Consider the following 14,520-nt stretch of genomic DNA (forward strand, 5'->3'; position numbering starts at 1 on the left):
ATGCAGTTCCATCACCACGGGTACGTCTCGGAGGATCCGCGGGTGCTCCCCGCCGCCGGCACGGGCCTCGACCGTCCCGCCGCGCTGCCCGACGAGATCGACGTGCTCATCGTGGGCTCGGGTCCGGCAGGGATGCTGCTGGCCGCGCAGCTGTCGCAGTACCCCGATGTCGTCACCCGCATCGTGGAGCGGCGCAGCGGACGCCTGCCGCTCGGTCAGGCCGACGGCATCCAGCCGCGCAGCGTCGAGACGTTCCAGGCGTTCGGCTTCGCCGAACGCATCATCGCCGAGGCCTACAACATCGGCTGGATGAACTTCTGGGGGCCCGACCCCGAGAACCCGCGCACCATCGTGCGCCGTTCGCGCACCGCCGACTACGCGTACGACATCAGCGAGTTCCCGCACCTCATCGTCAACCAGGCGCGCGTGCTCGACTACTTCGCCGAGGCGGCGGCCCACGGGCCCGGGCGGATCGTCCCCGACTACGGCATCGAGTTCACCGGGCTCACCGTCCACGACACGGGGGAGTATCCCGTCGAGGTGGGGCTGCGGGTCGTGGTCGGGCCGGACGCGGGAGACGAGCGGGTCGTGCGCGCCAGATACGTCGTCGGATGCGACGGGGCGCGCAGCGGCGTGCGGGCGGCGATCGGGCGCGTGCACGTCGGCGACATCTCGCAGCACGCCTGGGGCGTCATGGACGTGCTGGTCGAGACCGACTTCCCCGACTGGCGCATCAAGTGCGCGATCAACGCCGAAGCGGGCAACATCCTCCACATCCCGCGCGAGGGCGGCTATCTCAGCCGCGTCTACGTGGATCTCGGCGCGGTCGCCGCGGACGACGACCACCGGGTGCGCCAGACGCCGATCGAGGAGATCATCCGGCGCGCAGGCGAGATCCTCCATCCGTACACGCTCGATGTGAAGAGCGTGGCCTGGCACAGCGTGTACGAGGTGGGCCACCGGGTCACCGACGGCTTCGACGACGTGCTCGACGGCGGCCGCGACCCGCGGGTCTTCCTCACCGGGGATGCCTGCCACACCCACAGCGCCAAGGCCGGACAGGGCATGAACGTGTCGATGCAGGACGGGTTCAACCTCGGCTGGAAGCTCGGCTCGGTGCTCACCGGGCTGAGCCCGGCATCCCTGCTGTCGACGTACGGCGCCGAACGGCGTCCGGTCGCGCAGCAGCTCATCGACTTCGACAAGGAGTGGTCGTCGTTGATGGCGAGGAAGCCGGAGGAGATCTCCGACCCCACCGACCTCGCGACCTACTACCTGGCGACGGCCGAGTTCCCGTCCGGATTCATGACGACCTACACCGTCGGTGCGGGCGTCGTGGCGAGCGACGCGTACCAGCACCTCGCGACGGGCTTCCCCGTCGGCAAGCGGTTCAAGAGCGCACCCGTGACGCTCGCGGCGGACGGCAACGTGGTGCACCTCGGTCATCACGCGAAGGCCGACGGCCGCTGGCGCCTGTACGCCTTCGCCGACGCCGCCGGCACGCGGGCCGACTCCGCCGTCGCCGGCTTCGCGCGGTGGCTGGCCGAGGCGCCGGACTCGCCCGTGCGCCGCTACACCCCGCACGGGAGCGACGTCGACGCGATCTTCGACGCCAAGGTGATCTATCAGGAGGGGTTCGAGGAGATCGACGTCACCCGGGCCCCCGCGATCTTCCGGCCCCGATCCGGTGCCCTCGCCCTCACCGACTGGGAGAAGGTGTTCGCCGCAGCACCGAACCGCTGGAACGACGTGGACATCTTCGACGCGCGCGGACTGTCGCGGGACGGTGTGCTGGTCGTCGTGCGCCCCGACCAGTACGTCGCGGCCGTCCTGCCCCTGGAAGCGACGGACGAGCTGGCATCGTTCTTCGCGGAGTGGATGCTGCCCGTGGCGTGACCGGCCCCGTGGGGTCGGTGGTGTCGGCCGGCGTGGGGCGTCTCGACTCGCTGCGCTCGCTCAACGGCCGGGGCGCTCTCCCGGTCCGTCAGTCGAGGTCGTCGAAACCGCTCAGGCGCAGCTCCTCCGCATCGAGGTGGGCCTCGAGCCGCCGGGCGAGCAGGTCGTCCACCGTGCCCTCGCGACGCAGGCGCAGCAGCACCTCCCGCTTGCGGTCGAGCAGCGCGAGCTTGAGCCGGGTCATCTCCTCGAACCGGGTCAGCGGCGAGCGCTGCGTGAGATCGATCCCCGTCGATGCGGCCAGCATCGTCAGGGCCGTCACGCTCTCCGAGGCCGCCTCGGCGGGGGATGCCGCGGCATCCACGACCGCCTGCGCGCCCGTGTCGGGAGCCGACGGGGCGGCGACCATACCCTCGAGCTGGGCGATCTGATCGGCATCCGAGGCGGCCTGCGCCCGGGCGAAGGCACGGGCGTTGGCCAGCTCGAGCATGTCGTAGCCGTCGCGGCGCGCGCGTTCGCGGACCTCGTCGCTGATGCCGTGCTCGGCGGCGATGTCGTCGAGGGCCGCGATGGCGGCGCCCGTGATCGTGCGCTGAGCGAGCTCCAGCTCGTCGGCCGCCCACTCGTCGCTCGGCAGCTGCGCCCACCGCACGACCGCGGGCAGCAGCGGACCCTGCACGAGCAGGCTCAGCACGATCACCCCGGCGGTCACGAACACGACGGCATCCCGCCCGGTGAGGGGGTCGCCGGCCGACGTCGTGAGGGGGACGGACAGCGCGATCGCGAGCGAGACGGCGCCGCGGAAGCCCGCGACGGTGCTGACGATGCGGGCGCGGTTGAGCGAGCCCGGGCCGGTCCGGGCGGACAGACCGGGCGTGCGCGGTCGCGAGAACGGGGAGACCAGCAGCTGGAAGACGTAGCGGACCACCAGCAGCGCCGCCCACGCGGCGATCGTGAGCAGGACGAGCCCCCACAGCTCGCCGGGGGAGATCTCGTGGAGGACGAGCTGCACCTCGAGCCCGATCAGCACGAAGAGCGCCCCGTTGAGCAGATACACCCCGAACGGCCACGCCGCCGTCGCCGTGCGGCGCGAGGCCGCCGTCGTGATGCGCGGGGAGGCCCAGGCGATGATGAGGCCCGCGAAGACGACGGCGAGCACCCCCGAGGCGTTGACGAGCTCGGCGAGCAGGAAGGCCGTGAACGGGACCAGCAGCAGGGTGACGTTGATCGACAGGGCGTTGCGCATCCGCCGCAGCGACACGTAGGCCAGCGCCGCCACCGCGATGCCCGCCGCCGCGCCGCCCAGATACGACATCAGCACCGTCGCGGTGATCGACCAGCCGGTGACGGTGTCGCCGAGGGCGACCGAGATCGCGATCGCGTAGAGCACGAGGGCCGTGCCGTCGTTGGTCAGGCTCTCGGCCTTGAGCTTCATGAACGTGCGCTGCGGCAGCAGGCGTCCGAGGGCCGCGACGGCGGTCGCGTCGGGCGGGGCCACCGCCGCGCCGAGGATCATCGCGGCGGGCCAGGGCAGGCCGAACATCGTCGCGACCCAGGCGACGGCGAACGCCGAGGCGACCACCAGCAGCGTGCTCATCGGGATGATGTACCGCAGCGACCGGCGCACGCCGCGCAGCGATGTCGTCAGGCTCTCCCAGAACAGCATGACCGGAAGGAACAGCAGCAGGACGGTCTCGGGCGGCAGCTCGATCTGCCGCAGCGCCGGGACGAAGCCGAGCAGCAGCCCGATGACGAGCAGCACCAGCGGTGTCGCCACGCGCAGCCGCGGCGCGAGGATCGTCCCCGCCAGCACCGCGAGCCCCAGCAGGACCGTGACTTCCAGGCCTTCCATGGCACCCCGTTTCCGCGCGCGCGTTCGCCGACGGCTTTCCCGTCGAACCCCAGTGTGCGCCACAGACACAGCGTTCCGACAGGCCCCGGCATTCCCGCCCGCGTCCTCGCCCCGTCCCTTCCGTCTTCAGTCTCGACGCCGGGCTCGGCTCGGGTCGGCCGCGGGATTCCGCGCTCGCGGTCGCGGCTGGTGCGTGCGCAGACGGAGTACGGCACGCGCCGACAGAATGGGAGCCCAGCGGCGGGGTCAGGAGTTCACGCGGATGATCTCCTGCTGGTAGGGGGCGATGACCGCGCCGGAGATGCGGCAGTCCAGCAGCAGGAAGGGCCGGTCGGATGCCGGGGCCGCGGCCCATTCCCCGAGCACGTCCAGATCGTCGAGCGTGCGCACGACGACGCCGCGTGCTCCGACCGCAGCAGCGAGGCCGGCGAAGTCCACCTCGGGGATGAGCATCGGTCCGCGCGCCAGCCCCTGCAGGCCGTAGAGGTTGACCTCGGCGCCGTAGGCGGCGTCGTTCCACACGACGGCCAGCCCGCGGCCCGCGGCGACGCGCACGGCGGATTCGAGGTCGGCGAGCGCCATCAGCCCGCCGCCGTCTCCCGTGCACAGCACGACGGTGGCATCCGGCTTCGCCATCGCGGCGCCCGGCACCGAGGGGAAGCCGAGCCCGATCGACTGGTACGCCGTGCCGACCATCATCATCCGGTCGGGGGATGCCACGGGCCAGTACATGTTGGGCCACCCGAGGAAGTGGCCGCCGTCGGTGACGACGACCCGGTCGCGCGTCGACGGCGCGCTCTCCAGCAGCTCGCCGATGCGCGCGGCGACGGCGCGCGGGTCGAGGCGTCCGTCGGGAGCGAGGCGGTCGCCGTCCTCGCGCCCGCGCAGGGCCGCGAGATCGATGCTCTCGCGCCAGCCGCTCGGCGTCCGGCCGAGGGCGTCGAGCTCCGCGCACAGCGCCTCGGCGACCAGCCGCGCGTCGGCGCGGATGTACCCGCCGACGTGCGGATGCGTCGCCGCGGGGGCGATGTCGACCTGGACGACGCGCGTGCCGGGCGCGAACAGCGCGCCGAAGCGCATCGTGAACTGGTTGAGTCCCGCGCCGAAGACGACGGCGACGTCCGCGGTGGAGAGGAGCTCCATCGCTCCTTCGGCGCCGAAGCCGCCCGTGATGCCCAGGTCGAACTCGCCGCGCGGGAAGATGCCTCGCCCGAGGGCCGTGGTCGCCGTGACGGCGCCGGTCGCGTCCGCGAGGCGGCCCAGGGCCGCGCCCGCACCCGCGATCCATGCGCCGCGGCCGGCGAGGAGGACGGGACGCTCGGCGGCGGCCAGCGCCCGGCCCAGGTCGGCGATGGCGGCGCGGGCGAACGGGGAGGGCGCGAGAGGGGCGGGGAGCACCGGCTGGGGCGCCGCGGGCACCGGTCCCGCGTCGAGCTTCGCGACGTCGTAGGGGATCGCGAGCACGGTCGGCACCCGATAGGTCAAGGCGTGCTCGATCGCGATGACGGTGGTGGCCGCGGCATCCGTGCGACCCACCGTGTACGTGCGGGCGCCGACGGCCGGCGCGAGCGCGATCTGGTCGACGCCCCAGGGCCGCGGCCCGGAGGTGGGCTCGTCGCCGACGACCAGCACGAGCGGCACGTGCGCCTGCACGGACTCCGCGAGAGCCGTGAGCGTGTTGGTGAAGCCGGCGCCGTAGGTGGCGGTCGCGGCGGCGAGCCGCCCGCTCGCGCGGTGATAGGCGTCGGCGGCGACGACGCCGCCCGCCTCGTGGCGGACCGCCGTGTAGTGCACGTCGGTGGAGCGCTCCAGCGCGTCGAGGACGTGGGCGTTGCCGTTTCCCATCACCCCGAAGACGTGGTCGATGTGGGCGGCGAGGGTCTGGGCGACGTGCGCGGACACGGTGGGCATGGGTCCTCCGGGAGACGGGACGGTGAATGGATGCCGTATGTGTCTCGCGTGCCCCTTTTTCGAGCACCGGATGCCGCGTCGCGTCCGGACGTGTCGATTATAGGGGCGGGGATGCCGGGGAGTACGGCCCGGGACCGCGTCGCCGATCCCCTCTCGCACGGGCAACCCCCGCGCACCCGGCGACAATCCGCGCGGGGCGCCGCCGCCGACAATGAGAGTCATCGCGCCGCACCGCCGCGCTCGGATCCACGAAGGAGACATCGATGTCCGACTCACCGACAATGCTCGACGAGGCCGCGCTGCTCGCGCGCGTCCAGGCCCCCGAAGGGGAGGGGCGCGAGATCCTCGACGCCGCCACCCGTGAGGTCATCGGGCGCGCCCCCGTCCAGTCGGAGGAGGAGCTCGACGCGGCGGTCGCACGGGCCAAGGCCGCCCAGCCCGCGTGGGACGCCCTCGGCCACGCGGAGCGCTCCGCCCTGCTGAACGCCGCCGCCGACGCGATCGACGCCAACGCGGAAGCGCTCGCGCGGCTCCTCTCGCGCGAGCAGGGCAAGCCGCTCAACGGTCCGAACGCGCGGTTCGAGGTGGGGGCGTGCTCCGCCTGGCTGCGCACGAACGCGGCCACCGTCCTGGAGCCCCAGGTGCTCGTCGACGACGCGAACCTGCACGCCGAGCTGGTCTACAAGGCGGCCGGTGTCGTCGGTGCGATCAGCCCCTGGAACTGGCCGATGATGATCTCGATCTGGCAGATCGGCCCGTCGCTGCGGATGGGCAACACGGTCGTCATCAAGCCCAGCAGCAACACGCCGCTCAGCGTGCTCGCGCTGGTCTCGGTGATGAACGAGGTGCTCCCCGCCGACGTGCTCATCGCCGTGTCGGGCCCCGGCGCGGTGGGCGGGCGCCTGGCCGCCCACCCCGACGTCGCGAAGGTGATGTTCACCGGCTCGACGGAGGTCGGGCGCCAGATCATCGAGAGCTCGGCGGGCAACTTCGCGCGCCTGACGCTCGAGCTCGGCGGCAACGACGCCGGCATCGTGCTGCCGGACACCGACGTCAGCGCGATCGCCGACGACCTCTTCTGGGGCGCGTTCATCAACACGGGGCAGACGTGCGCCGCGATGAAGCGGTTGTACGTGCACGACTCCGTCTACGACGAGGTCGTCGACGCGCTCGCCGAGATCGCGGCGCGCACACCCATGGGCCCCGGCCTCGACGAGCGCAACGTCCTCGGCCCGGTGCAGAACAAGGCCCAATTCGACCTGGTCGCCCAGCTCGTCGACGACGCCCGCGCCCACGGCGGCCGGGTCGTCACCGGCGGCGAGGCGGCCCCCGAGCTCGGCGAGCTGTTCTACCGCCCGACGATCGTCGCCGATGTGACCGACGGCATCGCGCTCGTCGACGAGGAGCAGTTCGGTCCCGTGCTCCCCGTCATCCGTTACAGCGACATCGACGACGCCTTCGCCCGCGCCAACGCGGCCGAGGTGGGACTGGGCGCGTCGGTGTGGTCGAGCGACCCGGCCGAGGCCGCCTCCTACGCGACGCGCATGCAGTCGGGCACCGTCTGGGTCAACTCGCACGGCGGGCTGCACCCGATGGTCCCGTTCGGCGGCGTGAAGGCCTCCGGCTACGGCCTCGAGTTCGGCGTCGAGGGTCTGAAGTCGGTCGCCGTGCCGCAGGTCGTGAGCACCCCCGGCCGCAGCTCCTGACCGCGCACGAAGAGAAGGGGCGGATGCCGCGGCATCCGCCCCTTCTCGTCGTGTGCGCCCCGGGAGCCGACGTCGCTCAGGCCGCGAAGACGCGCCGACCGGCGAACCAGGTCTCCACGACCCGGGCGTCGATCATGGCGTCGGGGTCGCCGCCGACGGCGTCGCGGTCGAGGATGACGAAGTCCGCCGACTTGCCGGGCGTGAGGCTGCCGGTCTCGTGGTCGATCCCCATCGCCCGCGCGGCGCTGATCGTGAAGGCCTCGAGCGCCTCGTCGGGGGTGATCGCCTGCTCCGGCCAGAGGACGCCGGGCGCGCGGCGCAGCGGGTCGGCGCGGGTGACGAGGCCCTGCATGCCCTCGAGCGGGTTCGGCGACTCGCTGACGGGCCAATCGGAGCCGCCGGCGACCAGCGCCCCGGCATCCAGCAGGGCGCGGTTGGGCTGCAGCTGCGCGGCGCGATCCTCGCCGAGCACCGCCGCGAGCGCCTGCGGGATGACCCCGGGGAACCAGATGAACGGGGAGATGTCGGCGACGACCCGCAGCGACGCCATCCGGCCGATGTCGTCGTCGGCGAGGTACTGGCCGTGCGCGATCTGGAATCGGGTGTCGGTGAAACCCTCGGCCCGCAGCCGCGCGACGGTGTCGAGGAACAGCCGCGCCGAGCCGTCGCCGGTGCAGTGGACCTTCGCGCCGAGGCCGCGGTCGGCGACCAGTCGCAGCCATCCGTACAGCTCGTCGCCGGTCATCGTCGTGGTGCCGGTGAAGCCGTCGCCGTGCTCGGTGTCGGGCAGGTACGGATGGAGGAAGCAGGCGGTGCGCGCGGGCGGCACGCCGTCGAGGAAGATCTTCACGAAGTCGGGGCGATGGTGCCGCGTGCGGAAGCGCTCGCCGGCGTCGATCAGCGCCCGTCCCACGGGATCGAACCCGAAGATGTCGTCGTTGATCGTCAGGCTCGACACCACCCAGGCATCCAGCTCGCCCGCCTCGTCCAGGGAGCGCAGCGCCTCGAGGATCTCCAGCGAGACGGCCGCGTCCTGGAAGGCCGTGATGCCGTAGCTCGCGAGCAGCTCGATCCCACGGCGCGACGCGCTCCGGTGCTGCGCCGCGGTGAGCGCCCCGTCGCGCGCGTGGGCCTGCGCGACGGGGATGCCCGCCGCCTCCAGGAGCACCCCGGTGGGATGCCCGTCGCCGGGGTCGAGCACCGTCACGCCGCCGTCGGGCAGGTGCCCGGCGTCGATGCCCGCCAGCTCCAGGGCGCGGGTGTTGGCCCAGCGGTTGTGCCGGCTGTCGTCGGAGAGCATGACGGGATGCCCGTCCGACGCTTCGTCGAGACGCGTGCGCGTGGCCGACGACGACAGCTCGTCCATGAGCGTGCTGGCCCACGAGCCGCCCGTGATCCACGCCCCGGCGGGCAGGGTGCGGGCGCGCTCGCGGACGAGTGCCAGGATCTCGTCGAGGCCGAGCGCGGAGCCGAACGACAGCTCGAACAGGTCGGTGATGCCGGCGACCGCGTGGTGGTTGTGCACGTCGATGAATCCGGGGTAGAGCGCCGCCCCCGCGAGGTCCCGCACGAGCGTGTCGGGACCGCGATGGGCCGCGATCTCGGCGGCCGATCCGACCGCCAGGATGCGGCCGCCCGCGACGGCCACGGCCTCGGCGCGGGGGCGCTCGGCGTCGGCGGTGCGGACGGTCGCTCCGGTGAGGATGAGTTCGGCGCTCACCTCAGCGCTCCAGCGGACGCGAAGGGTCGTACTCGGCGGGGTGGACGGTGTTGGACAGCAGGCGTCCGTGGGCGCCGAACGTGAAGTGGGTCTGCCCCGCGCCCGACTCGTCGGTGCCGAAGAGCACGCCGTGGGCGCGCAGCGCCTTCGCATCGCGGTGGTCGGCGACGGTGACCGACCCGCAGGGGATGACCTTCTCGCGCCACGTGAAGACGTAGATGCCGGGACGCAGCCGCCACACGGTGTTCTCGTCGGTGTCGGCGAGGCCCTGCTCGGGGCCGGCGAGGCACTGCCAGGTGTACCAGTGCGGCGACAGGTAGACGTGCTCGTACGCGTGCACGCTGGAGTACACCCAGAGGACGCGGCGGCCGATCAGCTCGCTGGTCGGGGCGGGGGCGTCGCCGACGGTGTCCACTTCGACGATCGAGCCCGGGGCGAACAGGTGGCGCACGGCCGTCGTGCCGGTCGCCGCCGTCCCCAGCAGGGAGATGACCGACAGGGCCCGACCCGAGCGGATGTCGAGGAAGAGCGAGACCGCCTCCTCGGGGAGGTGGGTGTGGTGGAACTGCGCGTAGTAGAGGTCCTCGTCGACGCGGATCACCTCGCACGCGTCGGTCTGCGCCGACGGCGCCGTCTCGTCGCCGTCCCCGGGCCGGTAGTCCCACGACACGGTGCCCTCGCCGAAGGTGTGGCGGATGCGGGTGCCGCGCTCGTCCACGATCGTGAACGTGCGGCCCGCGAGGTCGGAGGTCGGCTCGGCCTTGCCCGCGTCGAACCCGGGGGCGAGGCCGTCCAGGGGGAGCCAGGTCGACGTGTCGGACAGGTTGATCGTTTCGCTCATCGGGCGAGGTCCTCTCGGTGGTCGCGGCGGGCAGGGGTCGGCCCGGCCCGACGGGGCGTCGCGCGCCGTCTCTGCGATTGTGCGGCGTGCGCGGGCGGGATGGTTGACGGCGAGTGCGCGGCGGTGTGTCCTGCGTGCAGAGCCCCGCTCGCCCGCCGCGCGCTCCGGCAGGATGCCAGTGGCGGCAACGGATCGCCGGGGGAGGGCGTCGTGGATCTGCACATCGGAGGGCTTCGCGCCGTCGTCTCCGGCGGGGCCGGTGGGATCGGTGCGGCCGTGGTCCGCACCCTCGAGGCCGAGGGCGCGGTCGTCGCCGTGATCGATCGCGTCGCCGTGCCCGGTCGCCTGTCGGTCGTCGCCGACGTCCGCGACGAGGCTGCGGTCGCGGCGGCCGTCGACACCGCCGCGGCGCGGCTCGGCGGCATCGATCTGCTCGTGTGCGCCGCGGGGATCTCCGGCCCCGTCGGCACGCCGCTGGGGCGCACCTCCCTCGCCGACTGGGACGCGGTCATGGCGGTCAACGTCACGGGCACCTTCCTCACGCTGCGCAGCGCCCTGCCGTGGCTCGCAGCCTCCGCGCAGGCGGCGGTCGTGATCGTCGCGAGCGACTCGGCCTTCGTCGCCACGGGCGGCATGGTCCCCTACGGCGCCTCGAAAGCGGCCGCGCTGCAGCTCGCGCGCGCCGCCGCGGTGGAACTGCAGCCGGACGGCATCCGCGTCGCCGCCGTCTGCCCGTCGATCGTGGACACCCCGATGAGTCGGGGCGATCTCGACCTCGCGACCGGTTTCTCCGATGTCGCGTATCCCGTGCAGAGCGCCGACGAGCTCGCGGGGACGATCGTCTACCTCCTCTCGCCGGCGGCGCGGGCCATCGCCGGCACCGGCATCGTCTCCGACTTCGGGTTCAGCGCCCGATCGGCCTTCCCCGCCTGAGTCGCCGGCGCGTCCGGCTCGCCCGAAAGGACACCGTCATGACCGAGCACGAGCAGCCCCCCACCCCGGTCGTCGTCATCACCGGCGGCGGCACCGGCATCGGCGCCGCGATCGCACGCCGCTACGCCGACGACGGCGCGCACGTCGTGGTCGTCGGCCGTCGCCCCGAGCCGCTCGCCGCGGTCGCCGCCGCCACGGGAGCCGTCGCGGTCGTCGCGGACGCCGCCGACGCGGACGCGGCGGCAGCGGCGGTCGCCGAGACCCTGGCCCGGTTCGGGCGGATCGACGTGCTCGTGGCCAACGCCGGGGGCCACGGCTTCTCCACGGTCCTCGACACCGGAGACGTCGCGTGGCACGACGCGCTGCGGGCGAACCTCGACACGGCGTTCGTCATGGCGCGCGCCGCCCTTCCCGCGCTCCTCGACAGTCGCGGGCAGATCGTGGTCGTCTCCTCGATCGCGGGGCTGTTCGCGGGTCCGTCGGTGGCGGGCTACACGGTCGGCAAGCACGCGCTGATCGGTCTCACGCGGTCGATGGCGCGCGACTACGGGCGCCGCGGTGTGCGGGTCAACGCGGTGTGCCCCGGGTGGGTGCGCACGCCGATGGCGGATGCCGAGATGGACGAGTTCGCCGCACACGCCGGTCTCGCCTCGCGGGAGGAGGCGTACGGCGTCGTGACGCGCGACGTCCCACTGGGACGGGCGGCGGAGCCCGCGGAGATCGCCGCGGTCGTGCGGTTCCTCGGTTCGGCCGAGTCGTCGTTCCTCACGGGCGCCGTGCTCGTCGCCGACGGCGGCGCCCACATCGTGGATGTGCCGACGATCGCGTTCGATCACGCGGGCATGTGACGGCCCCGGGGCGGCGGGCTCAGTTGGTGCGGCGGTAGGCGTTCGGGGAGACGTCGAAGGCCGCTTTGAACGCGCGGCTGAAGTGGGCCGCGTCGGGGAACCCCCACCGCGCGCCGACGGCCGCGACGGGCCGCTCCGCGAGCATCGGGTCGAGCAGGTCGCGCCGGCAGCGTTCGAGGCGGCGCTGTCGCACGACGGCGGACACCGTCGTGCCCGACTCCTGGAACAGCGTGTGCAGGTGTCGCACGGAGATGTAGTGCGCCGCGGCGATGGTCCCCGGAGACAGCTCGGGGGAGTCGAGGTTCTCGTCGATGTAGAGGTGGATGCGGTTCAGGAGGGCGCGGTGCGGGTCGGATGCCGTGGTGTCCAGACCGAGCTCGCGCACGACGGCCGTCGTGATCAGGTCGACGCCGCAGCGGGCCAGACGCACACCCGTCGCCCCGGCGAACTCGCTCATGCGGCCGCCGAGGCGGGCGAGGAACGGAGCGACGACCGAGCCGATGCCGCCGTCTCCCGCGATGCGGGTCGCGGTGATCTGACGCATGACCTCGGGCGGCAGGCTCACGGCGTCGTGCCCGAACATGAGGACGAGGTTGCGGAAGTCGTCGTCGAAGCTCAGCGTGTAGGGGCGGCTGGTGTCATAGATGGCGAAGTCGCCCTCGCGGAGCACGGCGTGGCGGCCGTCCTGCACGAGGATGCCGGTGCCCGAGAGCATGAGGCTCACCTTGAAGGCGGCGCGCGGCGAGCGGGCGATGAGATCGTCGGTGCGCTCGACGCGGTGGGCGGTGGCGCCCACCTCGGTGAGGTGGATGCCGTCGGACGCGCAGCCGCGGATGTAGGCGCGCAGGCCGGGGCGGGCCGATTCGACCCGCAGCGGCACGAAGGAGTCGTTCACGGCGGTGCGGAACCGATCGATGCTGTCGAAACGATGGAGTGTGGCGCTGGGCGCCGCCGGGCTCGCTGACATGGATGACCTCGCCTCGTTGCGGTGGTGCTGTCGGGTGATTGCCATGATCCTTTTTATCCGACGCTTGGAGGACCATAATGTCGGGATTGTTACCGTGCTGTGACAATGCGCCGTGAAAAATCGGTGTGACGCGCGCCGCCGTGTCGCCGCCGCGCCCCCGCCGTGCCGGACGGGGCGTCAGCGGAGCATCTGCAGGGCGGTGTCGAGCATGGCCTCCATGCGCGCCGGCTCGCGCGAGTCGGGCAGGAGGATCCCGGTGCCCTGGACGCCGGTGAGCAGGGCCAGCAGGGCATCGCCGGCGGCGCGGGGATCGAGTCCCGGCCGCAGCTCGCCGGACGCCGCGGCCTCGGCGAGGAGCGCGTCGAAGTGCGCGCGCCACTGCGTCATCATCGCCCGGAACAGCTCCGCCATCTCGTCGTCGGCGGCGGCGTGCTCGAGGAAGGGGATGACGATCCGCGCCTCGAGCAGTCGCTCCTCGTCGACCGGCAGGGTCTGCACGAGAAACTGCCGCAGCGCCGCGACGCCGGTCGCGTGGGTCTGCGCGATCGCGGCGAGGTAGCGCGTGTTGGTGGCCTCGTACACGAGCTCGAACGCCGCCGTGAGGATCGCCGACTTGTTGGGGAAGTAGTGCGTGATGCTGCCGTTGGCGAACCCGAGCTCACGCGCGAGCTCGCGCATCGTCATGGCGGCGATCCCGCGCTCGGCGATGAGGCGCCAGGTCGCGCGGATGATCTCGGTGCGCATCGCCTCGTGGTCGACGAGTCGAGGCACGGTGTCCCCTTCGGATCTGGGCGGTGGCGGGCGGCGTTGTGCCCACTCTAGGCGCTCGTCTGGCTGAGCTCCTGCTGGTAGCGGCGCTGGCGGCGTCGCGCGCTCGACGCGATCGAGCGCGCGACCGCCTGCTGGATCCCCCGGTCGAGGCCGACCGCGATCACGAGCGTCAGGCCGACGAGGATCGTCTGGATGTACGGGGAGATGCCGAGGATGACGAGCCCGTTCTTGAGCACGCCGACGAAGGCGAGGCCGTAGAGGACACTGCGGATGCGCCCGGATCCTCCCTCGAACGCGACGCCGCCGAGCAGGACCACCGTCAGTGCGTCCAGCTCCATCCCCTGTCCGACGATCGGGCTGACGGCGCCGAGCTTCGCGGCGAGCAGCAGCCCGACGAACCCGGCGACGGCACCCGTCACGACGTAGGTGCTGACGCGGATGCGGTTGATCCTCAGACCCATCAGCTGCGACGCGCGCAGGTTGCCGCCGACGGCCAGGATCTCGCGGCCGCGTGTCGTGTGGTTGAGCACCCACCAGGCCACCACGATCGCGGCCACCAGCAGGATGATCTGGATCCGCACCCCGAACGGGGCGAACGAGCCGAGGGACGTGAACGAGGACGGCAGGCCGCTCACCGTCTTGCCGTTGGTGAGGAACAGTGCGAGCCCGCTCCACGCGCTCATGAACCCGAGGGTCACGACGAAGGAGTTCAGCCCGAGCACGGAGACCAGGGTGCCGTTGACGAGCCCGGCGCACGCGCCGACCGCCACCCCGACGACGATGCCGGCCACCGGGCTGCCGGTGCCCACCATGGTCAGCCCGCCCACGACGGCCGACAGGGTCGCCACGGAGCCGACCGAGAGGTCGACGTTCGCCTGCATGATGAGGAAGGCCACCGGCAGGGCGATCAGGCCGAGTTCGGCGATCTGGAGCACGATGGTCTGCAGGTTGCCGACGGAGATGAAGCGCGGATTGAGGATCGCGAACAGCGCGATCAGCAGGACGAGGGCGATGAGCACCCCGTTCTGCACGAGCAGGAGACGGATTCTCTCGGCGGTGATGCGGGGCATAGTCG

General features: G+C 72.6%; 11 protein-coding genes. 4 read left to right on the forward strand and 7 right to left on the reverse strand.

The window, feature by feature from the left end:
* Positions 1–1,896: an FAD-dependent monooxygenase gene (locus L0965_RS09480; RefSeq protein ID WP_101306779.1), complete on the forward strand. Its 1,896-nt coding sequence runs from the start codon at positions 1–3 to the stop codon at positions 1,894–1,896.
* An 88-nt stretch (positions 1,897–1,984) separates the two neighbouring features.
* Here the strand turns inward: L0965_RS09480 and L0965_RS09485 are convergent, their stop codons facing one another.
* Both L0965_RS09485 and L0965_RS09490 read right to left on the reverse strand, forming a co-directional pair.
* Positions 1,985–3,748 (reverse strand): Na+/H+ antiporter, encoded by a 1,764-nt coding sequence (locus L0965_RS09485; RefSeq protein ID WP_101306778.1) that lies wholly within the window; start codon positions 3,746–3,748, stop codon positions 1,985–1,987.
* Between the two features lie 246 nt (positions 3,749–3,994).
* On the reverse strand, positions 3,995–5,659 hold the full coding sequence (locus L0965_RS09490; RefSeq protein ID WP_101306777.1) for a thiamine pyrophosphate-binding protein: 1,665 nt from the start codon (positions 5,657–5,659) through the stop codon (positions 3,995–3,997).
* A gap of 263 nt (positions 5,660–5,922) precedes the next feature.
* On the opposite strand from L0965_RS09490, the gene L0965_RS09495 reads away from it, so the two are divergent.
* Entirely contained in the window at positions 5,923–7,365 is a 1,443-nt protein-coding gene (locus L0965_RS09495) for an aldehyde dehydrogenase family protein (protein WP_232783928.1), read from the forward strand.
* Positions 7,366–7,441: 76 nt separating this feature from the next.
* Here L0965_RS09495 and L0965_RS09500 read toward each other — a convergent pair whose 3' ends face one another.
* The gene (locus L0965_RS09500; RefSeq protein WP_101306775.1) at positions 7,442–9,085 is read right to left on the reverse strand and encodes an amidohydrolase; all 1,644 of its coding nucleotides are present in this window, start codon (positions 9,083–9,085) and stop codon (positions 7,442–7,444) included.
* Position 9,086: 1 nt separating this feature from the next.
* Entirely contained in the window at positions 9,087–9,926 is an 840-nt protein-coding gene (locus L0965_RS09505; RefSeq protein WP_101306774.1) for a molybdenum cofactor biosynthesis F family protein, read from the reverse strand.
* A gap of 210 nt (positions 9,927–10,136) precedes the next feature.
* On the opposite strand from L0965_RS09505, the gene L0965_RS09510 reads away from it, so the two are divergent.
* Together L0965_RS09510 and L0965_RS09515 are read left to right on the forward strand one after the other, a co-directional pair.
* On the forward strand, positions 10,137–10,859 hold the full coding sequence (locus L0965_RS09510) for an SDR family NAD(P)-dependent oxidoreductase (RefSeq protein ID WP_232783927.1): 723 nt from the start codon (positions 10,137–10,139) through the stop codon (positions 10,857–10,859).
* Between the two features lie 38 nt (positions 10,860–10,897).
* Positions 10,898–11,707, forward strand: coding sequence for an SDR family NAD(P)-dependent oxidoreductase (locus L0965_RS09515; protein ID WP_061782035.1), 810 nt, complete (start codon positions 10,898–10,900; stop codon positions 11,705–11,707).
* Positions 11,708–11,726: 19 nt separating this feature from the next.
* On the opposite strand, the gene L0965_RS09520 is transcribed toward L0965_RS09515, so the two are convergent.
* From L0965_RS09520 to L0965_RS09530, 3 genes are all read right to left on the reverse strand, one after another.
* Positions 11,727–12,719 carry a helix-turn-helix domain-containing protein gene (locus L0965_RS09520; protein WP_232783926.1) on the reverse strand — a complete coding sequence of 331 codons (993 nt, stop codon included), beginning with the start codon at positions 12,717–12,719 and terminating at the stop codon, positions 11,727–11,729.
* A gap of 132 nt (positions 12,720–12,851) precedes the next feature.
* A complete protein-coding gene (locus L0965_RS09525; protein ID WP_061782036.1) occupies positions 12,852–13,445 on the reverse strand; it encodes a TetR/AcrR family transcriptional regulator in 594 nt (197 codons plus the stop codon).
* Positions 13,446–13,492: 47 nt separating this feature from the next.
* Positions 13,493–14,515 carry an ABC transporter permease gene (locus L0965_RS09530; RefSeq protein WP_082734231.1) on the reverse strand — a complete coding sequence of 341 codons (1,023 nt, stop codon included), beginning with the start codon at positions 14,513–14,515 and terminating at the stop codon, positions 13,493–13,495.
* Between the last annotated feature and the right edge of the window lie 5 nt (positions 14,516–14,520).

Source organism: Microbacterium sp. NFH-22A-Y, from assembly GCF_021401375.1.
In the GTDB taxonomy this organism is placed as follows: Bacteria; Actinomycetota; Actinomycetes; order Actinomycetales; family Microbacteriaceae; genus Microbacterium; species Microbacterium hominis.